Raw genomic sequence first — 24,193 nt, 5'->3', positions numbered from 1 at the left:
ATGAAGCTGATCGAAAATCCAAAGCGAAGTGAATGGTCGGAAATATTGAGTCGGCCTACAATATCTGTCGGTGATATTGAGAATTTAGTTAATGACGTTTTTAAAGCTGTTAAAGCTAATGGTGATTATGCAATTAAGTCTTTTACTGCTGATTTTGACAACGTTGGGCTAGACAATATAGAAGTTACTAAAACTGAAATAGAAGAAGCGTCAGAGCGTGTTTCCAAAGACTTGAAGAAAGCAATTAAGCTTGCTAAGAAAAATATAAAACAATTTCATAAAGCACAGCAAACGGATAAGGTCTTTCTGAAAACAATGAGAGGAGTTAAATGCTGGCAAGAGAAAAGACCTATTCAGAAAGTTGGTCTTTACATTCCAGGTGGCACTGCACCATTATTTTCAACAGTTTTAATGCTGGCTATTCCTGCAAATATTGCTGGTTGTGGCGAAATCGTTTTGTGCTCACCACCTAATAGTGAAGGTAAGATAGCCGATGAAATATTATACACAGCTAAACTATGTGGTGTCACTAAAATTATAAAGGTTGGTGGTATTCAGGCTATTGCAGGTCTTACATTTGGTACAGAATCTATTCCTCAGGTTTATAAAATTTTTGGCCCAGGAAACCAATATGTAACAGTTGCAAAACAAATTGCTACCAAATATGGTGTAGCTATAGATATGCCTGCAGGACCTAGTGAGTTACTAGTAGTGGCAGATGAATCGGCTAATCCTGCTTATGTGGCTTCAGACTTGCTAAGTCAGGCTGAACATGGTTCAGACAGTCAGGTGATTTTAGTTACTACGTCAAAAAAGTTTGCCGAACAGGTTAATTCTGAAGTTGAGTCTCAACTTGAAGTTTTGCCAAGAAAACAAATGGCTACTGATGCTATAAATAATTCTAAATCAATTGTTGTAGAGGACCTCAAGACAGCATTAGAATTAATTAATGAATATGGGCCAGAGCATTTCATTGTTGCTACAAATAATGATGACTTTTTTGTTGAGAACATCGGAAATGCAGGTTCAGTTTTTATTGGTAATTATACACCAGAAAGTGCTGGAGATTATGCTTCTGGTACAAATCATACCTTACCAACAAATGGGTTTTCTAAGGCATATTCAGGAGTAAATCTAGACAGTTTCCAAAAGAGTATGACCTTTCAGAAAATTTCCCAAAGAGGTATAAAAAATATCGGGCCAGCTATAGAGTTAATGGCGGAAGCAGAAGGATTACAAGCACACAAAAATGCAGTGACATTGCGTTTAAAAGATTTAGAATCATGAAAATAGAAAATCTTTTACGAGAAAATATTAAGACTATTAAAGCCTATTCTTCTGCAAGGGATGAATATAAAGATGCTTCCTCTGATATGGTCTTTATTGATGCCAACGAGAATCCGTTTAAGACCAACGTAAATCGTTATCCAGACCCTCAACAAACGGATGTGAAGCAACGATTGGCGGAAGTCAAAGGTGTTTCTACAACTCAAATCCTTTTAGGTAATGGTAGTGACGAAGTTCTGGATCTTATTGTTAGAGCGTTTTGCGAACCTAATAACGATAATGTTATCACTTTGCCACCAACTTATGGAATGTATAAAGTGTTGGCTGTTTTAAATGCTGTTGACATCATTTCGGTAGAATTAGATAATGATTTTGAACCAAAAGTTGATGAAATTCTTGCTGTTCAGAATGGTAATTCTAAGTTGTTGTTCTTGTGTTCACCAAACAATCCAACAGCAAATAGCTTTAATTCTAAAAAGATAGAACAGTTAATCAGAAAATTCAATGGCATTGTAGTTGTTGATGAAGCCTATATCGATTTTTCATCGCAAGAGAGTTGGCTTGGTAGACTAAATGAATTTTCAAATCTAGTAGTAACCCAGACCTTGTCAAAAGCCTATGGCTTAGCCGGAATCAGGCTAGGAATTTGCTATGCTTCAGAATTTATTATTTCTGTTCTTAATAAGATAAAACCACCTTATAATGTGAATCAGCTAACGCAATATAAAGCACTTGAACGTTTAAGTGAAATTAATGAAGTAGAGGACCAGATAGCTTTAATTTTAAAAGAACGTGATTTACTCATCACTGAATTAAACAGTATTTCATTCATAAAGACGATTTATCCATCAGATGCCAATTTTGTGTTAGCTAAAGTAGATGACGCAGACCTTCGCTATAAACAATTGATTGATAACGGCATTGTAGTTAGAAATAGAACTAAACAACCTTTGTGTAAAAATTGTTTGCGATTTACCATTGGCACACAAGAAGAAAACAAGAAATTAATTAGGACATTAAACCAACTATCATGAAGCCTGTATTATTTATAGATAGAGACGGCACCTTAATAAGAGAACCAGCAGACGAACAAATAGATTCATTTGAAAAACTAGAGTTTTATCCGAAGGTATTTCAATACTTAAGTAAGATTGCGGAGGAATTGAATTTTGAAATTGTAATGATTACAAATCAAGATGGTCTTGGTACAGAAGTGTATCCGGAAGATACGTTTTGGCCAGTTCATAATTTTGTTATCAAAACGTTTGAACAAGAAGGAGTAGTATTCAAAGAACAGTTTATTGATAGAACATTTGCTAAGGATAATGCACCGACGCGCAAACCAAATACAGGTTTGTTGACCAAATACTTTTCAGAAGATTATGATTTGACTAATTCATATATTATAGGTGATCGATTAACTGACATAGAATTAGCAAAAAACTTGGGAGCAAGAGGAATATTTATTAACGATAATACGAATCTTGGGACAGATGAAGTGACGGTTAGTAATAACGAATTGCAACAATACATAGCTTTAGAAACTAATGACTGGGAAGCTATTTATGAATTTTTGAAGACCACTGAACGTGTTGGTTCTATTGAGCGTAATACTAATGAGACTAAAATTAAGATTAATCTAAATTTAGATGGAACAGGAAAAAGTAGCGTCGACACAGGTATTGCATTTTTCGACCATATGCTAGATCAGATTGCTCGTCATGGTCAAATTGATTTAAATATTAAAGTAGCTGGCGATTTAGAAGTTGACGAACACCACACTATAGAAGATACGGCGATTGCCTTAGGAGAAGTATTTGCTTCAACTTTAGGGAATAAACTTGGTATAGAGCGCTATGGATTTTGCTTACCAATGGATGATTGTTTAGCTCAGGTAGCTATTGATTTTGGAGGTAGAAACTGGCTCGTTTGGGATGCAGATTTTAAACGAGAAATGATTGGTAAAATGCCAACAGAAATGTTCTATCACTTTTTTAAATCCTTTACAGATGGGGCTAAATGTAACTTAAACGTTAAAGTTGAAGGCAACAATGAGCATCACAAGATTGAGGCGATTTTCAAAGCTTTTGCTAAAGCCATTAAAATGGCAGTTAAACAAGATGCAAATAAAATGATTTTGCCATCAACTAAAGGAATGTTGTAATGGATCTTAGAATAGTAAATTACGGTGCAGGTAACATAAAAAGTATTCAATTTGCATTTCAGCGGTTGGGTTTTAATGCCGTTTTAACATTTGATGCAGACGAAATTCTGAAAGCTGATAAAGTTATATTTCCTGGAGTAGGTGAAGCTAGTTCTGCTATGAAAATGCTCAAAAAATCTGGTTTAGATGGATTAATTCCTAAATTAAAGCAACCGGTCTTGGGCATATGCTTAGGAATGCAATTAATGTGTAATTATACAGAAGAAGGTGACACTAATGGTCTTGGTATTTTTCACACGGATGTAAAACGTTTTTCAAATAAAGTGAAGGTTCCTCAAATGGGCTGGAATACTGTAAAAAATCTAAAATCTGACTTGTTTAAAAATATAGATGAAGGTGACTACATGTATTTAGTACATAGCTATTATGCTGAAAATTGTAAAGAAAGTATCGCCACATCTGATTACGAAATCGAGTATGCATCGGCATTAGAAAATGATAATTTCTTTGGAGTACAATTTCACCCAGAGAAATCGGGAAAGGCAGGTGCACGCTTACTACAAAACTTTTTAGAATTATAAAATGAGGATAATACCAGCAATAGATATTATTAACGGTCAGTGTGTTCGTTTAACTAAGGGCGATTACGATACTAAAAAAGTATATAATGAAGATCCATTGGAAGTGGCTAAATCATTTGAGGACGCAGGAATTGAATTTTTACATGTTGTTGATTTAGATGGCGCTAAAGCGAGTCATATTGTAAACTACAAGGTTCTAGAATCAATAGCTGGCAAAACAAATCTAAAAATAGATTTTGGTGGAGGATTAAAGTCTGATAACGACTTAAGAATTGCTTTTGAATCTGGTGCAAATCAAATAACAGGTGGAAGTATTGCAGTTAAAAACCCAAAAGTATTTGAGACTTGGATTGCCAAATATGGTTCAGATAAAATTATTCTTGGTGCTGATTGTAATAATGAAAAAATAGCCATTTCAGGTTGGCAAGAAGAAAGTGATTTAGAGGTTATTCAATTTATAAGGGATTACCAAACTAAAGGTGTGTCTTACGTTATTTGTACAGATATTTCTAAAGATGGAATGCTTGAAGGACCTTCCTTTGACTTGTACAAAAGAATTTTAAATGATGTAAAAGGTATTAAACTGATTGCTTCTGGAGGTATTTCAAAATTTAGTGAATTACCGCAATTAGCAGAGATGGGTTGTGAAGGAGTTATTGTTGGTAAAGCCATATATGAGAACAGAATTTCATTGAAAGAATTAGAGCAATTTATTTTAAATAATTAAACATGCTTACAAAACGAATTGTTCCTTGTTTGGATATTAAAGATGGACGTACTGTAAAAGGTGTCAACTTTGTAGATTTGCGCGACGCTGGTAATCCGGTGGAATTAGCAAAGCAATATGCTGAATTAGGTGCTGATGAATTGGTATTTTTAGATATATCTGCTACACAGGAGAGACGTAGAACAATGCACGATATGGTATTAAAAGTTGCAGAACAAATTAATATCCCATTTACAGTTGGTGGAGGTATATCCTCTGTTGAAGATGTGGATGACTTATTACATTGTGGTGCTGATAAAGTATCTATTAATTCGTCAGCAGTTAAACGTCCAGAACTTATTAATGAGATTTCTCAGAAGTTTGGAAGTCAATGCGTGGTTGTAGCCATTGATGCCAAGAAAATAGGTGAGGAGTGGATTGTACATTTAGCAGGAGGTACGATTCCGACAGAAATTAGGCTGTTCGAGTGGGCTATGGAAGTAGAAGAGCGTGGTGCAGGTGAAATATTATTTACTTCCATGAATCATGATGGGACTAAAGCAGGATTTGCAAATGGAGCCTTAGCTAAATTATCTGAGCTAGTAAACATACCAATAATAGCATCTGGAGGCGCTGGTACCATTCAGCACTTTGCAGATACTTTTATAAAGGGCAAGGCTGATGCGGCATTGGCCGCGAGTGTTTTTCATTTTGGTGAAATACCAATTATAGAATTGAAAAAAGAACTAAGGAAACAAAATATAGAAGTACGGTTATGAACATAGATTTTAAAAAAAATGGAGATGGTCTAGTACCAGCAATTATTCAAGATGCTAATACTAAAAATGTCTTGATGCTTGGTTATATGAATAATGAGGCATTAGAAAAAACTAAATCATCTGGACTAGTAACATTTTTCAGTCGTACTAAGAATAGACTTTGGACAAAAGGTGAAGAAAGTGGTAATGCGTTAAAATTGGTTGATATGAAACTTGATTGTGATAACGATACTCTTTTAGTTTCTGCTAAACCAGAAGGCCCGACCTGTCATAAAGGTTCTGATACTTGCTGGAATGAGGACAATAATCAAAACTTTGGATTTATTTCAAAATTAGAAGATGTGATATCATCTAGAATTGAAAATGCCGATTCTCAAAAATCTTATGTAGCTTCCTTGTTTGCAAAAGGCATTAATAAAGTTGCTCAGAAAGTAGGAGAGGAAGCTGTGGAAGTTGTCATAGAGGCTAAAGACAATAATGACGAGTTATTTCTTGAGGAAAGTGCAGATCTCCTGTTCCACTATTTAATGTTATTGCAGGCAAAAGGTTTCAAACTTAATGATGTGGTTGAAATCCTTAAGAAAAGACACAAATAGTTAACTTCATTTAAAGTCTGTAATAACTCTGGCTTGTTCCACGAGTACAAGCACAGTTACTAGCACCTTGGAATAAATCCAATCCAATAGTAACCATATGAGTACCAGAATTAAAGCCTGATAAATCATTCATTGTAATCTGGTAACTATATGCAAAATATAATCCATTGTGCATAACACCACCCATTGGACCAATATTTAATGGATCTAAAAATTGATCATTCAAGAACCTGTAAGACGCTCCAACCCAATAGTAATTACGGTCTCTATTAAATTTTCTGTATTTAAAATTAATATCTGTAGCAGACCTATTATCACTATCAAATAATTGAAAGAATACAGACGGCTCAAATTCGATATCCTTGTTTGTTTTGCTTGTTAGTACTAAACCAGAATATAATTGAAAATTCAATAATTGATTTGGCTCTACACCTGTAAAGTCATCAATATCTTTTTCAATTAAATTGTTAGCATTTAAACTAACGAAGAAATTTTTCCAACGGTATAAAATACCAGCATCAAAATTGTTGTTATTTATTGATCTATCATCGGTTATACTTGGATCTATTATTGGTATTTCATACGTGGTATTAAAATTCTCAATCTCAATTCTAAAACTATTTATGTTGTAAGAAATACCAAAAGATAAATACTGTTTTGACTTATAATCAAGGGTAAGATGGTGTGCATATGATATTTTTAAACCCTTTTGCCTTGTGTTACCATTCTTATCATTATATGCTGAAACTCCAACACCAGAACGATTAGCAAATCTAAAATCTGCATAAATAGATTGGTTGTCTGGTGCATTTTTAATGCCAACCCATTGTGTCAATCCATTAGCTCTAATTTTCAAATTATCACCTATGCCAGCATAAGTCGGAGATATAACAAAATCATTGTCTGCTAAATATTGTGTCCAAACAGGTAAATTTAATTCTTGTCCATATCCATAAGATAGTATCAAGAAACATATATAAAGTGCTATTTTTTTCATCTTATTCATCATATAATTTTAGAGGGCTTACCTGTATAGTGTAAAATTTCCAACAAACTCTTTATCGATATTAGGATCATTTGTTTTTACAACAAACCAATAATCGCCTGTTGGTAATTCATGTCCGTTATATCTACCATCCCAAACTTCACCAACCTGATATGTCGCAACCTTTCTACCGTATCTATCAAAAATGTCAAAGGTTAGATTTGGATAGTTTTCAGTACAACCTGGTGACCATGTATCATATTCACCATCTCCATTTGGTGTAAACCAATTTGGTATACATATATCTATAAATTCTAATTCAATTTGCGCTTGGGTAATACAACCACTACTGTCAACTACAGTGATAGTATAAATTCCAGACTCCGTAATGATGAAAGATGTTTGATTTCCATAATCTTCATCATTCATGTAATAGGTATATTCTCCAGAACCACCTGTTGCACTGGCAAGAATTTCATTGATCTCGCCTTCAGATAATTCTAGTTCTACTGGTTCATAACCTTCAATATCAAATAATGGTGTAGACTGAATACATCCATTTGTATGCCTTACTTCAATATAATGACCAGGACCAACCGGAACATCTGTAAAAGTATTACTTGCCTGGTAAGGACCACCGTCAAGTGAATAATCAAACTCGGTTAAATCTGTATTTGAATCATCTATTGAAACCGCAACAGTGTTACCTTGGGAATTATCCTGACAAACATATTCTACAGCTACATCAGGATTTATTATTATTGGTTCTGGGAATGTAATATTCCATTCAGATTCACAACCTTCGGCATCACGTACATATACTATGTGATCACCACCTCCTAAACCAGAAAAGTCAAATTGTGTTTGTGTTGAAAGACCTGTAGTATATGGACCATCATAATTATCTAAACTCACACTATATGGTAAGTTGCCACCTAATATATCTATGCTAAACTCGCCATCCATATCACCATCACACAGCTCTGGAAATAAAGAATCTGGTACGATACTTAGAATTACTTGTTCAGGTTCTGAAATAGTGAAATTAAATGTTAAGTAACATCCTAATTCATCTTGAACTATCAAATCATAATCACCAGGAGAAAGATTTTCAAAAGCATTCGTTTCGAAAAATTGATTCAATTGTGGTGAAATTGCATATTTAACGATTCCTGTCCCTCCAGATGAAGTGATTTCCACGGCACCATTTTCAGTACCTGTACATGTTACATCTGTTATGGCAATTGTAGCGTCAAGAGCGGTTGTAGGTTCAGTAATTGAAATTGGAGCCGATGTAACCGAACAATCTTGACTTTCTACAGATACAATATAATCACCTGCCACTAAACCAATAAAGTATCCTGGTAAATTCTGTGTGGCAGTTATTACATTCCCATTTCCATCTTGAAGGGTATATACGTAATCTCCTAAACCACCTTGAGCTATTGCAGTAATTGATCCATTATTATCTCCAGCACAATTAATTGTAGGATTTGTAGAATCTAAAACAATAGAAAGCTCAGGTAAAGGATCTATGGTGATTTCATTTGAAATTGATGCAATACAATTATTTGCATCTCTGACATAGTAGGCATAAGTTCCAGGAGTTACAGTGAAAGTTGTAGACGCTGTAAAACTACCTAGAATAGTACTAAAGTTAGGATTATCACTATATGTGTAAGAACCTGTTCCACCTGTAGCACTTAGCGTAAGAGTGGTTTCAGTATTACAAGACTGGGTAGTGTTAACTACTAAATTGGCATTTACAGGTGTTGGTTCTGATATAACAATATCAACCGAAGTTAAAGTACAATTGAATCCATCTTCAATGGTAACCGAATATGTACCCGAACCTAAGTCAGTAAACACATTTGATGTTTGAGGACCTGAAGAACTTACTGTTGGTGAAATTGTATTTAATGTATATGTATAATTACTACCTTGTCCACCAGATACATTGTCAATTGTAATGGTTCCATTTTGATCTCCAAAACATGACAAACTATTTGTGCTAGGAGTAAAATCTGCAGAAATTGGATTTGGTATATCTAAAACAATATTGGTTGAAGCAATACAATTTTCAGCATCTCTTACATTAATCGTATAGTTACCAGCTGATAACCCTGTAAATGTACCATTACTTGAAAACGGAATAGACGTGTCACCTGTTAACTCATATTCATAATCTCCCCAACCGCCTTCTGCAATTGCAACAATTGTTCCTTGGTTATTATCGCAAGTAACATTTGATGTTTCCAACGCTGTAAGCGTTAAATTATCTATTGGTGAAGGAATTATAACATCTGTCGAAGCATTACAAAATGGAACATTGGTCTCCGTTATAAGAACTGTATATGTACCTCCGGTTAATCCACTAACATTTATTGGATTAGTAGACGTATTTGCGTTTACAGTTCCAAATATTGAAGTATTTGTTGTATCAAAAACTTCATATGTATAGGTACCGTTATAACCATTAACTAGTAAATCAAAGCTACCTGAATTATCTCCAAAACAAGTTACTAAGTATGGTGTAGTAATTATAGTAGGAGGTGTTGCTTCTGGAACTGCAATTGTTAGGTCTTCAGTACATAAAGTCACTGTGTCTGTAACAGTTATTGTATAGATACCAGCTGGTAATCCTGAATATGTATTACCTGTCAATACTACTGTTGCAGGATTAGGACTAATACTATAGGCATAACTCCCTGAACCTTGGGATGCACTAATAGTAATTTCACCATCATCGTCATTACATGACGGTGTAGCTAAAAGTGAACCGTTAATCTCAATAGGAGCATAGACATCAATACTAACTAAATTACCACATCCATTTACATCTTGAATTTGAATAGTGTGCGTACCAGAAAATAAATTCGAAATGGTAAACGGGAACGATTGTGTTTGGAAGGCACCACCATCTATACTGATGCTATATGGCGCTATTCCTGCTGTGTCTAAGTTTACATCTATTTCAAAATTTCCATCAGAAAGCAAACAATTGTCAATTACTGTGGCAGAAATAACTGGTGTGTCATCCTGAGGTAAAATTACAACAGGACTAGAAACAATACATCCATACGCGTCTATTACATGAACATAATAATTACCTGCATCTCTGTTAAAAGTGCTCGTTGAAGACCATCCACTATCTGATGCTAAAGGAGCAGTTGCATTTGTGGTCAATTGATATTCATATGGTGCAGTTCCATTTTCACCAAATGCACTGATTATACCTGAGTTTGCATTACAATTTGCATTTTGATCTATGTTAACTATCAGTTCTAATGGAAAGGCAGATTCTGTGATATTAAAAGGCGCTGTTACGATACCACAACCTGCATTGGGTCCGGATGTTTCGCTTATCCAAATATAATAGTTTCCAAAATCCAATGGTCCTAAATCTGTAACAGTTAAGGATCCGTTTGCATTTACTGTTCCACTGCCTGATATACCTGTACTAGCTAATGTTAATGAATCAAATATTTCATAGTTTACATCTACGGAAGTTCCGTAAATACTATTTATAGTAAATGATACATTACCATCCGCACTCCCTGTACAAGTAATATTGTTTGATCCTACAGCACTTAGCGTAAGAGTTGAACTGGTTGGGATAGGAGCAGTTGCCGGCTCATAATAACTACAATTTGTTGACTGGTCATAAACAATGAAGGTATAACTTACACCAGGTGTAAGACCTGCAAAAGTTGCTGATTGACTGCCTGCCGTATCCTCAGGTATCCAAGAACCTGGTGGGTTAGGGTAAACCGAAATAGGTCCTTGGTAAATACTGAAAAAGAATGGACCGCTACTAACTAAGGAAGTTCCTATACTTACTACAGCTTCTCCACCAGTTGCGCAGTTAACTGTTGTATTAATATTAATATCTAAATCTGTAGGAGGAGATGCTACAAGTACATCTTGTACAAGAATAGAGCACCCATTAGCATCAACAACATTAATTTCATATAAACCAAAATCAACTACATCAAAACTTACAGAAGTTGATCCTGTAGTATTTAATTCTGAGTTGGCGTAACCGTTAGTTCCAGTAACAAAATAATTGTATGGTGCTGTACCACCTGTTACAGAATCTATAATTACTGAACCTTGAGAGACTCCACCTGGACCACAAGTAATATCAACTGTACTATAGTTAACATTTATTGCGTCTGGTTCGCTTATTACAACAGTTTCTGTATCTGTACAAGAATTAGCGTCTGTTAAAGTAATTGTATATGAACCAGCTGGTAAACTTGATGTCTGGTTTCCGTAATCGGTGGAAGTTGTATCATTATAAATATTTATTGTAAAAGGAGGTGTACCAGCTGAGGTATCAATTGTAATATCTAAGGAACCAGTTGATTCACCATTACAAAGAATATCTTGACTTTGGGTTATAAAACTAATATCTGGTGTTGACAGAGGATTTATTGTAATGATAGAAGATTCAGCTATACATCCATTTGCATCCGTAATTTCAAATTGGTAGGTTCCGTCTGTTGAAGTTAAATAATTGAATGTAGTCCCTGTGCTTCCTAATGGAGCATAAGCACTACCATTAATTGAAACAGCATATGTATAAGGTGCAGGACCAGTAATTGTACCTGATAATATGGCATCTGGACTAATAGTACAGTTAAGATCTTGTGTTAATATTACATTAACAGAAGGAGATGGTATTGGGTCTAATGTATATGACTCAACATATGTACATCCATTTTCATCTCTTACTTGAAATGTATAGGTTCCTGGAATTAATCCACTAAAGCTATTTGATATTTGATATGCCGTTGTTGAAGCAGCAGGTGCTATAATTTGGTATTCAAGAGTTCCCGTCCCTCCAATAGTATTTGTTATAGAAACTGTGCTCGTATTCGTTGGACAAGTAATAGGAGTATTATCAAACTCCATATCAGTTGGTGGGTCAATAGGATCTATTACAATTGTATTTACAATATATGTACAAATATTAGCATCACTGATAGTAATAGTGTATGTTCCTGGAGTTAAATTATTGAATACGTTACTAGATTGAAAATTTGTGCCATCAATACTATAGGTATATGGAGGATTTCCTCCAGTAACACCTGTAACGGTTATGGTTCCATCGCCTATACAAGAAAACGAACTCGTTAACTCTGCAGTCCCTGAAATGGCTGTGTTTTCAATTATTGAAACGCTCTGAGTATTTGTGTTACAAATTGCTGTTCCAGATGTGTATTGTATAATGACATCATAGTCATCTGCAGTCAAACCAGAAAATACATTCGAATTTACAAATGTAGTTCCTCCATCAATACTATATTGAATGCTATTTCCATTTGGGTTTGTAACATTTATTGTTATTATACCTGTATCATCTGTGCCACCACATAAAATATCTGTGGTTGAAATATTGAACACTGGCTCTGGGATGGGATCAACAGTGATTGTTGTGTCTGCACTACAGTTGTTAGAATCAACGACCGTTATATCATATGTACCTGCAGAACTAACAGTAAATTCAGGTACTGTTTGAAAATCGGTAGTACTATTTATATAATAAAAGTAAGGCGGTGTTCCTCCAACTGGGTAAATGGTAATCTCACCATCAGTACAAGATAAAGGTATTGTAATTGTAGCCGTAACTGTTAATAATGGTGGATCAGTGATGGTAACATCCTCAGAATAGATACAACCATTTTCAGATTCAACTGTTACCGTATAAGTTCCAGTATTTAAGTTCTCAAAATTATATGTGTTTTCTGTTATTGGCCCAACACTATTAACCAATGTTCCACCATTAAAAATAGAGTAGGAGTATTGAGGGTCAATATCATTTGCAGCTAAAAGTATACTACCCTGTCCGCCATTACATAAAGGCTGAATAACTGTAGCCTCACCAGAGAAATCCCTATCTCTGATTAGTACTTCAGGTACTGAGAAAATACATGGGTTTGTAGGAACACCCACTTGTCTTATATAAACAGTATAAGTACCAGGTGTACTTACAGAAAATAAATTACTTGATTGGTAGTTTACACCATCTAAGCTGTATTCATATCCATTAGGTACGTCGTTTACAATTATATTACCAGGCGTAGTACAAATAATGTCATTAGATTCTACCGTTGGATTGAGTATATTTTCATAAACATTAAAGTAAAACTGATTAAAACATCCTCCAGGATAATTTAAAGTAAGTCTGAATTGACCTGATGAATCAGCCAGAAAATCTGGTCCTGTAGCCACTTGATTCCAAACACAAGAATTTTCTTCGTTAGCACAATCTGGATCTGAAATAGCAGTACAACTAGATTCGTCTAGTTGTTCCCATATGATTGACGTGGTATTGGCAATATTTGTTTCAATAAATCTCGAATCATCAGCACCACATAAGAAAATATTCGGTAATAATTTACCATCATTAGGACAAGTCACAACTTCATCTGCATATGGAATAACAGGGTTTTCAACATCTCCTCCAAATAATTGAACTTCATATTGTTGCTCAATAGATTGACAAGGTGCAATTGCATTATTAAAGGAATAATAAGTTCCAGAAGCATTGACAGTAATTGTTTGCGTATTTCCAATTACAGGTGCACCAGTTGGGCTCGTGGACCATGTGTATGAATCATATCCATTAGCTGCCGTTAGTTCTACAGAATCACCACATAATATAACTTCCTCTATAAACTGACAGTCTAAATCTGCCAAGAAATTAGTTGCTTGTGGAGTGAATAAACAACCTGTATTGCTGTTTAAACTTGGATCATCTGTGATTTGAAACGTTGGATTAAAAAAGCCATTATAGGTTGCAAAGGCTTGATTATTTATAATATTAGAACAGGCATCAGCAAGTTCGCCGCATGAATCTACTACTTGTACTTCAATTCTTATCTCATAAACAGGATCATTCTCTTCTACTAAAGAATTATCAATATTGAATATTATTTCTCGAGTTGTTGAGTTATAACTGGCAACAGTAACTCCAGGTGGTAAAATTAAGTCTGTTGGATAATTAAAGATGATATTAACTGGTAGTATATCCCTAATTAGAAAATTTGTGGCATTATCATTACCTGTATTCTGGAATCCTATGATATAATTGAGAGGAGCTCCTAAATCTACAAGTTCTCCACCAATATCGTTACCCATATCATCTTCTACTATTTTTGTAAGAACTATGTTAGGTTCGATGATTTCTACAGCAAAGGCAAAGAAATAAGGAAAATAAGTATCACCGCTTGTCTCTAAAGTAATAACTCCAGATGTGGCATCATTGGCAATTACAGAATTACCTGGATTAGGGACCGTAATTGTACCAGTATCAAAACCTAAAGTATTAGCACTGTTTGGAACTCTATTTGTAACAGGAGTTGCATCCAAACGTGTAACTGAGCTATTAAAGAAATTAGTTGCTGGTCTATCAACTGTGGAAAGGTTAACTCCATTTAGTAATAATTGATCTCCCAGAATTGGATTATCGCCTTCAAGTGTTGCAAAAGCAAAATTTGCTCTAACTGGAGCAGGAGCAGGGACCGTTCTAAAACCATCCACTGGGATATCTAATGTTTGGTTTCCACCAGTAACACTAATGGCACTGAAACCATCAAAACTCGTAATAGATTTACCAGGTAATGTTGGATCTTCATATACAATAAATAGTGACCAACCAGCTGATTGACCCGTACCGTTAAATGGATTAAATGTTGCAGTTTCTCCAGTTGCAGAAGAGACATTGGCAACAGTATATGTTCCTAAATCGTTTCCAAATCCAGTAACAATGTCTGTAACGTCAGCAAAACACGCATAAGAAAAACTATCTCCACCATCAACAGTCGTACCATTTGAGTCATATATTATTGTTCCTGTAATATCGTTATATCCTCCTTCAGGACCCATGAATTTCACTTCCGTTATTGGTTCACTGCCTGGGTTTACAGCACCCCAATACAAACCTGCATAAATAATTCTAAAACAGTTTGGGTTAGGAATTTCTAAGTCTGCACTAGACGAGCTGAAAGTAGAAGGATCACCATCAATATCGATATATTGCATATCTACATTATGGTTGTATATATTTAAATTATTAAATGGATTATTATCTGGTCCAAGAATATTATTACCAATTAATATAATATCCCCTTTTAAATCTTGATTAAACCTTGGTGTAAATGGCTCATAATTCTGGGCATATGATTGAAGCCCCATTACCAGAATGGTAATTAGAATTATAATTCTTGAAAATGTAGGTCTTTTCATGGCTTTTAAATTTTCACTTTGAAATAGTCTTTAGGGCTCAGACTAAATCATAGCATTGCTTAACTATTTAGTTTTCTATTTTCATGAGGGACATATTTATATTATATGGTCTTGTTCCTTTTTTGTTCAGTGCTTCATTTGCTTCTTGAAGACTATAAAATTTATCAGTATAGATGTAATATTTGCTTGTACTCACGTCGTAAAAGAAATCCACATCTTGTCTACCTGAAGCAATAACCTTAGTAACAAAGTCATTTCTTTTGGCAATATTGCTATGTACTGCAAGCACCAAATAGAATCCACTTTCTACGTTATTGATATTCTTAAGTATCTTAATACTATTGCCTTGATTTTCACCAAAATCAAAATCATTTTCAGAGTATGGTGTATCTGATAAGGACGTGGTTGATTTAATTGTCTTTAATGTTTCTCTATCTTGTGCATAACGCTCCTCTACATTATCATAGGCAGCTCTTACAATACGTCTTCTTTTTTCAAATTCTGTTGCTACTCTAATAGTTTCTAATCGCACTTCCAATCGTTGTTTAGTTTCTAGGGCCTTCAATTGCTCTGCCTCTAAACGCTTTATTTTCTTTCTGTAAAACAATAAAACAGTCTCGTTAGTTAACGTATCTCCAATTTTAGTTTGTTCTTCATAAAGTGATTTCAAGTCCTCAATTTTCTTGTTTTGATCTTCAATTATCCTTTCTAAATCAGTTTTAATAGCATTTAGTTTATTATTTTCTGCCGTAACACTTTTAAATGGGCGTGGTGCAACTGTTATTCCTTGTTCGCTTAGGTCATTTTCTTCTTTAAGTGCTTTTAAATCTTCATCTTTAATTTCTATTATAGTGTTATAATCACTTAATAGTTTGTCTTGCTCTTTTTTAGTTGATTCAACAATTGAATCCATTCCTAACATGGTCTTACCAAACTCATTTTTAGGATTTGTAATTAATTCTTTTTCGGCTTTTTGTTCTTTGAGTAACTTGGCTTCAGCTTCTTCTTTAGCTTTTTGCTCTGCTAATAGTTTAGCTTGTGCCTCAGCTTCTTCCTTTGCTTTTTGTTCTGCTAAAAGCTTAGCCTGATTTTCAGCCTCTTCTCTAGCTTTTTGCTCTGCTATCAGTATAGATTGTGCCTCAGTTTCTCCCTTTGCTTTTTGTTCTGCTAAAAGCTTAGCCTGAGCTTCAGCCTCTTCTTTAGCTTTTTGCTCTGCTAAAAGTTTAGCCTGAGTTTCAGCCTCTTCTTTAGCTCTTTGCTCTTCTAATAGTTTGGCATCTTTCTCTCCTTGTACAGAAGTATTTTCCTGATTGATTATTTCTTCAGAAGATTTTACAATAGCTACTGGTTTTGCAGTAGTGGCTTTCTTTGATGTTGTATTTGTTTTACGTCTTCTTGAGGCAGATACTGTTCTTGAACGACCTGTTCTAGGCTCAGTTGAAATTAGGCCACTTATTTCGTCATCACCACTATTGTAGTAGTTTTTGTTTTCTTTAAACCTGTAAGCCAATGTAATATCATGTGAAGGTCCAAAATTATTAAGATCTCCAACTGTAGTTTCAAAATTATATTCAATTGCAATCTGTGTAGTGATATTTAAACCTAATCCTGCAGAAGGGCCAAATACTGAATTGTAACCAACTTGTGCCCATATACCTTTTGGTACCGTTACCATAGCAATTCCCGAAACTATTGTTTCTTCACTTCTAAATTCTGAACGTACCAAGGCAGAAAACTTTGCATTATCAAAAAATCCACGACTTTGCATATACCCAGTATACATCGCGTGAGCTTGTATACCTTGCTCAGGATTGTCCTCAATCATTTCCGAAGTCTGCAAATTGTATGAAACCAAATTGTTCATAGAAACTCCAAAATCAAAAAACTCTGTACCATAATTAATACCAGGACTTGTTGTAAGAATAAAATTAGATGGCACATTGTTTAATGATGGATCACTAAAGTTTGTAACAACACTAGATGTATTAATACCACTACTATAGGCACCAATGTTCAAACCAAATGTTAGGTTGTTCATTCGGCTAACTCTAGCATTATAAGCAAAGTTTAAAATTCCTCCAAAAGTTGTTAATACACCAAAGTTTTGCTGAAATACGCTCACACCAGCTCCAATATTTTCTCCAAATCTTCCAGTATAACCTGCCATATAGGTTAAAGGTGCATCTTCAAACTGTACCCATTCTCTCTTGTTATAAAGACTAATGAACTTTGATTGTTCTCTAACAAAACTGAATGTTGGGTTTAAGGCAAATCTGTTAAAAGTTAACGAGTTTCTAACTGGTAAAGTTAAAGCAACAACACCATCTTCTTCTTGTGCAATTGTAAATTGCACAGAAAAAAGAATAATAATCAGTATGATAGGTGTCATTTTCATTTTACTTTACTACTGTTATTGAGCCTTTTTTTGTTTCATCATTTTCTGTTGTAATGATGTAAAAGAAAACTTTATTAATACTAATTAAATTCAAGTTTGTTTGCGGCCAATTGTTTTGATAATCAGTTGTTTGAAATACCACAACACCACGATTATCCATTATCATTACTTCTGTATTTGTACCACTTACATACTTTTGAGGTATTACCCAAGTATCATTAATACCATCACCATTCGGGCTAATTACATTAGGTAATTTTTCTACATCTGGAAATGGGTCTTGAGCTTCTTCAATTGTAAATTCATAAGCTTTTGAACTGTTACATCCCGAAGTTTCCGTAATAACAACTTTATAATCACCAAAACTTGAAGCCTCTATAGTATCTGATGTTTCACTTGACATAAGTTGATTCTGAAAGTACCACTGAAATTCTGGTGCCTGCGCATCTGTGGTTACTATTACAGTAATAGACTCGCCATCTTCTATACTGTTAACTTCGTCTACATTAATTTCACTATTAAATAGTTCACTGACTAATTCAATAGTTCCAGAAGCAGAACAATCTCCAAGATCTACTTGTACTGAGAATGTGCCAGATTCATTAGTTTGCAATTGCTGTTCAGTTGCATCAGGAATTATTTCTCCGTTTTTATACCATTGATAGCTAATACCACCAATTGTACTTAGTGTTGTATTTCCTTGCTCAGGACAATATGGATTTCCTAAACTTGAGGCAATCGTAGCATCAGCTTCTCCAGAAGAAGCTTCTGTAATTGTTACTCTGTTGGAAAATGAGTTTGAAGTACATGTTCCATAATTGGTTTCAACGAAATAAGTACCTTCTGTACTAACAGATAGAGTGGGACCTTCAGCTATAAATTCAGATGTAGTAGGGCTTGTTTCTCTAAACCAGTTAAATGTCAATGATGGATAGTTTAATGGAGAATCATTATTACCGTTACCTGGGTTATCTATTGTTAATAAATAACTTCCACCAGTACAATAAGCACCAGTAGAAACTAGATTATTTATAGTAAATGGAGAATCTTGTAATTTAAAATATGCCGCGAAATTTGTTGAACCAGAACTATTTGAGGCTGGAGCACTACTTTTTACTCTTAATCTATAATTTTCACCAGCCGTAGTTTCTGGCATTGAAAATTCTAGTGTAACAGGTGATGTCGTAAACTCACCTGGTTGTGAAATATATATAATGGTTGAATCTGAAAAATCACCGTCTGGATCTGACATCTCAATACTGAACTGGTTTGATGATTCTAATGCACTTTCTGGTGAAAACACAAAAGACAAACTATAAGTATTAAATGTATCATTTGCACAAGCTTGCGTAAACCCTAAGTTTGGTGTACCTAAAACAACTTGAGCCTTTGCTTGCTCTTGAAAGGTTGAAATAAGCAAACAAAGACTAAGAATAAATTTATTCAGGTTTGTTGTGGTTAACATAAGTAGTACTGTAATTTTTTTACAAGCAATAGGTTTGTTTGGGGTAATTACTTTTTAATCATCGTCATCGTCAAAGTAATCGTTAGATGCAATAATTCTGTTGATTCTTAATCTAAAATCCGGATATTTTTTATGGCTTGCACCGATAAAAGTTTCTGAATCTGGTCCTTTTGAATATACGTTGTTAAATGCTCTACTACCGTACCAACTCTCTAAGTCATCGTTGTTGGTGTATCCTTTTCTAAAGATATTACCGTTACAGTTGTTAAAATAAGTTCTAACGAACTCAATTTTGCTTAGGTTGGTATTATTCATTTTAATTTTATCATCTATTACTACAGCTGGATTAAATCCAGATATAACGCTTCTGTCACTCACAAACGAAGTATCATTTCCAATATAAATTGCTTCTTGTACTAAGCCAATTTCAATATCTGATTCTAAATCGTTAGTTATATTTAGTAATGTTAAATTCTCTGCGTTTATATTTGTGTATTCTTTTGTTGGATCTACATCTTCCTTAAAGTCGTATGAAGAAATATATAGTGCTCTGGAACCATCAGGACTTGATACGTAAGGAGATCTTACAGCCAAAGAATTAACTAAGTTGCATTGAGCACCATAATTAAATTTATAGTCATTTTGGTTCGAACGGAACGAAACCATTTTAACCAATATTAAATTACCACCTAATAGATTAAAGGAATTTCCTTCACAATAACTTACCATTACATTATACAATATAGTATCGCTACCAACACCTGCAAGTGTCAATCCACTTAGATTTCCGTGTTGTTTTGTTCTTTTACCGGCAAATTCAATTCTTACATATTTTAATATTCCAGAATTACTCACGGAATTCTCGCCACCATAAACAATATCCATGTAAGAAGAAGGTCTAAGTCCGCAGTTTACTGAAGACTCATTGCCATGTACATTTAATGGAGCATCACCTAAAACAAAAATTCCGCCCCAATCACCTGGTTTCTTAACACTTCTGTTTGAAGTAAAAATAATAGGATCTGTTTGCTTTCCTTCTGCTAGTATTTTTGAACCTTTACTAATTATAAGAGTACCTTTAGTTTTAAAATCACCTAAGATCACTGTACCTGGTTCTATGCTTAGTGTTGAATTATCAGTGACAAATACATCACCTACTAAAAGATAGGTATTACGTTTTGTTAATTTAGTGTCAATAGTAATCCTACCACTCAAAATTTGTGTAGGTTCCTCATATTCAATTTTACTTGGTTTAAACTCTGTCCATGTATCTAGCCAATTATCGTAGCCAATAATTCCTTTTTCTTGTTGAGCAAAACAATTGCTAATTAATAAAAAAGCAATAAGCGTAGTAAATGTAATTTTTCTCATAGTAGTTCAGTTCAGTTAATAAAATTTGGTCGCTTTTATGATAATAAACCAAACTTATGAATAAAGCCTATGAAATACAAATAATATCGATGAAATACACTTAATTAAAGTAAAATGTTTTATTTTCTTACATATATTAAAAATATCAAAATGGCTAAAATTTGAAGCATTTTTAGAGACGTGACCAAACCACAAGAATAAAAAAACCTCGACATTTAATGCCGAGGTTTAATAACTAACTAAATTTAAATCAAAATAAAAAAACTAATTTGTTTTAAAATCGTCATATGTATGAAGTGATTTTAGGGTCTCTTCATAGAATAATATCGCAGCAATGAGATCTGATGTGTCTGAATAGGGTAGAATCTTTTTTTGAAATTCTATGGTACTTTCAAAATACTCACCAGAAGCTTCAATGTTTTCTTCTAATGCCTTCTTATTCTCTTTGGTTTCTGGGATACCTAATGATTCCATTGTTACTCCAGGCTTCGTTGCGAAGGCAATATTTGGTAAAATATTTACTATTACTTCAATTCTTTCAATATATAATACCAATAATTCACCTTTTGGCATATTATCTAAATCTGTTCGGCTATGGTATTTTGAGATACTTGTTTTGCCTGCGATGATACTTTGAGATTTCTTATCTTTTTTTTGAGCAAAACTCATACTTATCATAAGCAAAAAAATAGCACTAAAAAGTGTAATTTTAGTTTTCATATTCATGGGTTTGATTTGGACTTTCTAAAGCAAATCTATATAAATATTCCATAAAACCAAGAAAATTTAACTATATTTTTTAACATTTTAAATGCGTATATCTTAGATAAACGGCATTATAAGTGGATTAAAAGCATATTTAATCGATGAAATACTTTTGTTTTTGCAGTGAATTTTATTGTCGATTTTTAATATTTTGATAAAAAAATTACATAAAAAAATAGAATATAGGATTTAATTAAGACATTTTATTTTGGAAATTTTAAATACTAGATTTTGTGTTTTTTAACGGTAGAAAATGCTGCTTTATACATTTCATCGTAAAAATTCGGCATTCATATTATATTTAGGGAGTTATGAATTTAATCTATGAATTTTGACCTGAACCCAAATTCAAAGTAAATGAGAAGATTAACTAGCCTAATATGTATTTTCTTTTGTCTTTCAGCAATACATCTTGGCTACACTCAAGACATTTCAGACCTATTAGATTATCAAGAACGTCATTCATTATACGACTATAATGATCTTCAATTAAAAAATACGGATACAATACCAGACTTTAATTTAAAAGATGAAAAACTTAAACTTACTGGTACCATATACTTAAGTGATGGAGTTACACCTGCAAAGGATGTGATTCTATTTATTGAACAACCTGATGAAAATGGTAATTTTGATTTACGTGAGGATAATGAAAAGCGATATGTACATCATAGAGCTTGGGTAAAGACAGATGTTGACGGTAAATATACATTCTACACCTTTGTACCAGGTAATGATAGACGCTACAATCAGTTACAACAGATTTTCCCTGTTATAAAAGAGCCATTTAAAACTGAATATGAAATAGATACGTTTTTGTTTGAAGATGATCCATTATTGTCTAAAAGATGTAGAAATAAAATAACAAAAAAATCACATTTATCTAGAATACTAAGTCCTAAGAAGAAAGATGGTATTCTTATAGCAGAAAGAAATATAATTTTGAACCCTTAATTCTAAGTCTGTATAAATTAGTACCATAACCATGTTGTAAAAAAGTCGTAATTATGTATTGCGTCTTTTTTCTTTATCTATTCTACATTAAGCTAAGATACTTTCATGACCAGAATCCTTGACGAATAAGCACAAACTGCTTGTTCTAGTAGTCATTTCTTTAATGAGCACAAATTTTAAATTTGGCTCCATACCAAAGATATCAAGGCCTGCTGATGGTCCTATAGTTACAATATCACTGTAATAAATTCTTGTTTAATATAAATTATCACCTTCAGAATTATTTTAATTGTTATTCAATTATAAGATTCACTTCTTATGTTGAAGTCATAAACATACAAGACATTAATGCGACTTATGAAAGAATGCTTAAGAGTGATGTTAAATATCGCTTTGTTATTGATATGAAATCCCTAAGTTGATTTTGTAAATTTAGTTAAGCATTGGTCTTAATTTTTCCCAAACCGTTTTGGCAACAATTTTATGACCTTCAATAGTTGGATGTATGCCATCTTGCTGATTTAATTCTTTAATACCACCAACTTCATTTAAAATAAAAGGAATGAAGGTAACATCATTTTCTATTGCTAAATCGGCAAATACAAATTTAAATTCCGATGTGTAATCCTGTCCCATATTTGGTGGGAGTTCCATACCAGCTAGGATAATTTCAGCATCACTATATTTCTCCTTTACAGTTTCAATAATGGATTGAAGATTAGATCTTGTTTCTGTAAGAGGAATACCTCTAAGGCCATCATTTGCGCCAAGTTCTAATAAAAAGATATCTACATTTTGTCGTAAAACCCAATCAATTCTACTTCTTCCACCAGAAGAAGTTTCACCGCTTAAACCAGAATTTATTACTGTATAATTAAGATTTAAAGAATCAATTTTTTGTTGTAAAATAGCAGGATAAGCGTCAGAACTATCATCTAAGCCGTAACCAGCAGTAATGCTATCACCAAAACACAGTATAGTTTTAGTCGTTCCCACCATATTTTCGTTTGAATCTTTTTCAGTTTTCATCTGACTTTCAGTTGATTTATCATTACCCTTATCACCACCACAACCTAATAAAACCATAACCACTATAAAATAACAAAACTTTAAGATATTAAGCTTCATACTTTCTAGTGAAATCAATTGCAATTGTGTATTTTGAAATTCGAACATAAGACGTTGTAAAAGTTGTTAAGCCTATGACAAAGATATTAAAGATTAACGGTTTGGAGAAGACCTATAAAAGTGGGCAAAAACAGTTAACAGTATTAAAAGATATTTCATTTGATGTTGAAAAAGGCCAAACTTTCTCAATAGTAGGACCTTCGGGAAGTGGCAAAACTACATTATTAGGATTGTGTGCAGGTTTGGACGAACCAAATTCTGGTAATGTTGAACTTTGTGGGCTTGATTTAAAAAATCTTAACGAGGACGAACGCGCTGAACTTCGGAATAAAGAGGTTGGTTTTATTTTTCAGAATTTTCAATTATTACCAACGCTTACAGCGCTTGAAAATGTGAGTGTTCCATTAGAACTGCAAGGGGCAAAGGATGCCATCCATAAGAGTAAAGAATTATTGGAAAAAGTAGGGCTTGCAGACAGGATGCATCATTACCCATCACAACTTTCTGGTGGTGAACAACAGCGAGTTGCTTTGGCTAGAGCCTTTTCCAATACACCAAGTATCTTGTTTGCTGATGAGCCTACAGGTAATTTAGATGAAGAAACAGGAGAAAAGGTTATACAATTGCTTTTTGATTTAAATAAAGAAGCTGGTACAACACTTATAATTATTTCTCATGACCTAGATTTAGCTAATAGAACACAACAAATATTAAGACTTAAAGGAGGTCAAATACTAACCAATCAAAGAACTTAAGTAAATTGA

Annotated in this window: 17 protein-coding genes and 1 pseudogene; 10 read left to right on the top strand and 8 right to left on the bottom strand. The window is 33.7% G+C overall.

Features of this window, described 5'->3' with window-relative positions:
* From hisD to hisIE, 7 genes are read left to right on the top strand one after another with little or no spacing between them, the layout of a single operon-like run.
* Entirely contained in the window at positions 1 to 1,287 is a 1,287-nt protein-coding gene (gene hisD, locus DUZ96_RS08425; RefSeq protein WP_114301499.1) for a histidinol dehydrogenase, read from the top strand.
* Positions 1,284 to 2,321 carry a histidinol-phosphate transaminase gene (gene hisC, locus DUZ96_RS08420; RefSeq protein WP_114301498.1) on the top strand — a complete coding sequence of 346 codons (1,038 nt, stop codon included), beginning with the start codon at positions 1,284 to 1,286 and terminating at the stop codon, positions 2,319 to 2,321. The genes hisD and hisC overlap by 4 nt, the downstream gene beginning before the upstream one ends.
* The gene (gene hisB / locus DUZ96_RS08415; RefSeq protein ID WP_114301497.1) at positions 2,318 to 3,451 is read left to right on the top strand and encodes a bifunctional histidinol-phosphatase/imidazoleglycerol-phosphate dehydratase HisB; all 1,134 of its coding nucleotides are present in this window, start codon (positions 2,318 to 2,320) and stop codon (positions 3,449 to 3,451) included. The genes hisC and hisB overlap by 4 nt, the downstream gene beginning before the upstream one ends.
* Positions 3,451 to 4,032, top strand: coding sequence for an imidazole glycerol phosphate synthase subunit HisH (gene hisH, locus DUZ96_RS08410; RefSeq protein ID WP_114301496.1), 582 nt, complete (start codon positions 3,451 to 3,453; stop codon positions 4,030 to 4,032). Before hisB ends, hisH begins: the two co-directional genes overlap by 1 nt.
* A gap of 1 nt (position 4,033) precedes the next feature.
* Positions 4,034 to 4,759, top strand: coding sequence for a 1-(5-phosphoribosyl)-5-[(5-phosphoribosylamino)methylideneamino]imidazole-4-carboxamide isomerase (gene hisA, locus DUZ96_RS08405; RefSeq protein ID WP_114301495.1), 726 nt, complete (start codon positions 4,034 to 4,036; stop codon positions 4,757 to 4,759).
* Between the two features lie 2 nt (positions 4,760 to 4,761).
* A complete protein-coding gene (gene hisF / locus DUZ96_RS08400) occupies positions 4,762 to 5,517 on the top strand; it encodes an imidazole glycerol phosphate synthase subunit HisF (RefSeq protein ID WP_114301494.1) in 756 nt (251 codons plus the stop codon).
* On the top strand, positions 5,514 to 6,113 hold the full coding sequence (hisIE, locus tag DUZ96_RS08395) for a bifunctional phosphoribosyl-AMP cyclohydrolase/phosphoribosyl-ATP diphosphatase HisIE (protein WP_114301493.1): 600 nt from the start codon (positions 5,514 to 5,516) through the stop codon (positions 6,111 to 6,113). Before hisF ends, hisIE begins: the two co-directional genes overlap by 4 nt.
* 10 nt (positions 6,114 to 6,123) lie before the next feature.
* Here the strand turns inward: hisIE and DUZ96_RS08390 are convergent, their stop codons facing one another.
* The 6 genes from DUZ96_RS08390 to DUZ96_RS08365 all read right to left on the bottom strand — a co-directional run bounded on the left by DUZ96_RS08390 (position 6,124) and on the right by DUZ96_RS08365 (position 21,302).
* On the bottom strand, positions 6,124 to 7,110 hold the full coding sequence (locus tag DUZ96_RS08390; RefSeq protein ID WP_114301756.1) for a type IX secretion system membrane protein PorP/SprF: 987 nt from the start codon (positions 7,108 to 7,110) through the stop codon (positions 6,124 to 6,126).
* A 27-nt stretch (positions 7,111 to 7,137) separates the two neighbouring features.
* Positions 7,138 to 15,351, bottom strand: a complete 8,214-nt coding sequence (locus DUZ96_RS08385; protein WP_114301492.1) for a T9SS type B sorting domain-containing protein — start codon at positions 15,349 to 15,351, stop codon at positions 7,138 to 7,140.
* Between the two features lie 67 nt (positions 15,352 to 15,418).
* Positions 15,419 to 17,740, bottom strand: a complete 2,322-nt coding sequence (locus tag DUZ96_RS08380; RefSeq protein ID WP_258774351.1) for a PorP/SprF family type IX secretion system membrane protein — start codon at positions 17,738 to 17,740, stop codon at positions 15,419 to 15,421.
* A gap of 7 nt (positions 17,741 to 17,747) precedes the next feature.
* The gene (locus DUZ96_RS08375; RefSeq protein ID WP_114301490.1) at positions 17,748 to 19,211 is read right to left on the bottom strand and encodes a gliding motility-associated C-terminal domain-containing protein; all 1,464 of its coding nucleotides are present in this window, start codon (positions 19,209 to 19,211) and stop codon (positions 17,748 to 17,750) included.
* A gap of 54 nt (positions 19,212 to 19,265) precedes the next feature.
* Positions 19,266 to 20,582, bottom strand: a complete 1,317-nt coding sequence (locus tag DUZ96_RS08370) for a hypothetical protein (protein WP_114301489.1) — start codon at positions 20,580 to 20,582, stop codon at positions 19,266 to 19,268.
* A gap of 264 nt (positions 20,583 to 20,846) precedes the next feature.
* Positions 20,847 to 21,302 (bottom strand): hypothetical protein, encoded by a 456-nt coding sequence (locus DUZ96_RS08365; protein ID WP_114301488.1) that lies wholly within the window; start codon positions 21,300 to 21,302, stop codon positions 20,847 to 20,849.
* Positions 21,303 to 21,704: 402 nt separating this feature from the next.
* Between DUZ96_RS08365 and DUZ96_RS08360 the strand changes: the two genes are divergently transcribed.
* Positions 21,705 to 22,301: a hypothetical protein gene (locus DUZ96_RS08360; RefSeq protein WP_114301487.1), complete on the top strand. Its 597-nt coding sequence runs from the start codon at positions 21,705 to 21,707 to the stop codon at positions 22,299 to 22,301.
* An 87-nt stretch (positions 22,302 to 22,388) separates the two neighbouring features.
* On the opposite strand, the gene DUZ96_RS13240 is transcribed toward DUZ96_RS08360, so the two are convergent.
* Positions 22,389 to 22,526 carry a hypothetical protein gene (locus tag DUZ96_RS13240; RefSeq protein ID WP_409010769.1) on the bottom strand — a complete coding sequence of 46 codons (138 nt, stop codon included), beginning with the start codon at positions 22,524 to 22,526 and terminating at the stop codon, positions 22,389 to 22,391.
* An 86-nt stretch (positions 22,527 to 22,612) separates the two neighbouring features.
* On the opposite strand from DUZ96_RS13240, the pseudogene DUZ96_RS13120 reads away from it, so the two are divergent.
* Positions 22,613 to 22,723: pseudogene (locus DUZ96_RS13120) on the top strand (alcohol dehydrogenase); the annotation flags it as partial.
* 10 nt (positions 22,724 to 22,733) lie between these two features.
* Here DUZ96_RS13120 and DUZ96_RS08350 read toward each other — a convergent pair.
* Positions 22,734 to 23,429: an arylesterase gene (locus tag DUZ96_RS08350; RefSeq protein WP_258774350.1), complete on the bottom strand. Its 696-nt coding sequence runs from the start codon at positions 23,427 to 23,429 to the stop codon at positions 22,734 to 22,736.
* 74 nt (positions 23,430 to 23,503) lie between these two features.
* Between DUZ96_RS08350 and DUZ96_RS08345 the strand changes: the two genes are divergently transcribed.
* Complete coding sequence (locus DUZ96_RS08345; protein ID WP_114301485.1) at positions 23,504 to 24,184, top strand: ABC transporter ATP-binding protein; 681 nt, start codon at positions 23,504 to 23,506, stop codon at positions 24,182 to 24,184.
* The last annotated feature ends 9 nt before the right edge of the window (positions 24,185 to 24,193 follow it).

The sequence above is a fragment of the Winogradskyella sp. KYW1333 genome (assembly GCF_003335675.1).
Taxonomy (GTDB): domain Bacteria; phylum Bacteroidota; class Bacteroidia; order Flavobacteriales; family Flavobacteriaceae; genus Winogradskyella.
Note: the sequence above shows the minus strand (reverse complement) of the source record. Positions and strands in the feature narration are given on the sequence as shown.

Coding starts and splice junctions, on each gene's coding strand:
- DUZ96_RS08345 (WP_114301485.1), top strand. CDS start 23,504: ATGACAAAGATATTAAAGATTAACGGTTTGGAGAAGACCTATAAAAGT.
- DUZ96_RS08385 (WP_114301492.1), bottom strand. CDS start 15,351: ATGAAAAGACCTACATTTTCAAGAATTATAATTCTAATTACCATTCTG.
- DUZ96_RS08380 (WP_258774351.1), bottom strand. CDS start 17,740: ATGACACCTATCATACTGATTATTATTCTTTTTTCTGTGCAATTTACA.
- DUZ96_RS08350 (WP_258774350.1), bottom strand. CDS start 23,429: ATGAAGCTTAATATCTTAAAGTTTTGTTATTTTATAGTGGTTATGGTT.
- DUZ96_RS08375 (WP_114301490.1), bottom strand. CDS start 19,211: ATGTTAACCACAACAAACCTGAATAAATTTATTCTTAGTCTTTGTTTG.
- DUZ96_RS08360 (WP_114301487.1), top strand. CDS start 21,705: ATGAGAAGATTAACTAGCCTAATATGTATTTTCTTTTGTCTTTCAGCA.
- hisC (WP_114301498.1), top strand. CDS start 1,284: ATGAAAATAGAAAATCTTTTACGAGAAAATATTAAGACTATTAAAGCC.
- hisB (WP_114301497.1), top strand. CDS start 2,318: ATGAAGCCTGTATTATTTATAGATAGAGACGGCACCTTAATAAGAGAA.
- hisD (WP_114301499.1), top strand. CDS start 1: ATGAAGCTGATCGAAAATCCAAAGCGAAGTGAATGGTCGGAAATATTG.
- hisF (WP_114301494.1), top strand. CDS start 4,762: ATGCTTACAAAACGAATTGTTCCTTGTTTGGATATTAAAGATGGACGT.
- DUZ96_RS08390 (WP_114301756.1), bottom strand. CDS start 7,110: ATGAAAAAAATAGCACTTTATATATGTTTCTTGATACTATCTTATGGA.
- hisIE (WP_114301493.1), top strand. CDS start 5,514: ATGAACATAGATTTTAAAAAAAATGGAGATGGTCTAGTACCAGCAATT.
- DUZ96_RS08365 (WP_114301488.1), bottom strand. CDS start 21,302: ATGAAAACTAAAATTACACTTTTTAGTGCTATTTTTTTGCTTATGATA.
- hisA (WP_114301495.1), top strand. CDS start 4,034: ATGAGGATAATACCAGCAATAGATATTATTAACGGTCAGTGTGTTCGT.
- hisH (WP_114301496.1), top strand. CDS start 3,451: ATGGATCTTAGAATAGTAAATTACGGTGCAGGTAACATAAAAAGTATT.
- DUZ96_RS08370 (WP_114301489.1), bottom strand. CDS start 20,582: ATGAGAAAAATTACATTTACTACGCTTATTGCTTTTTTATTAATTAGC.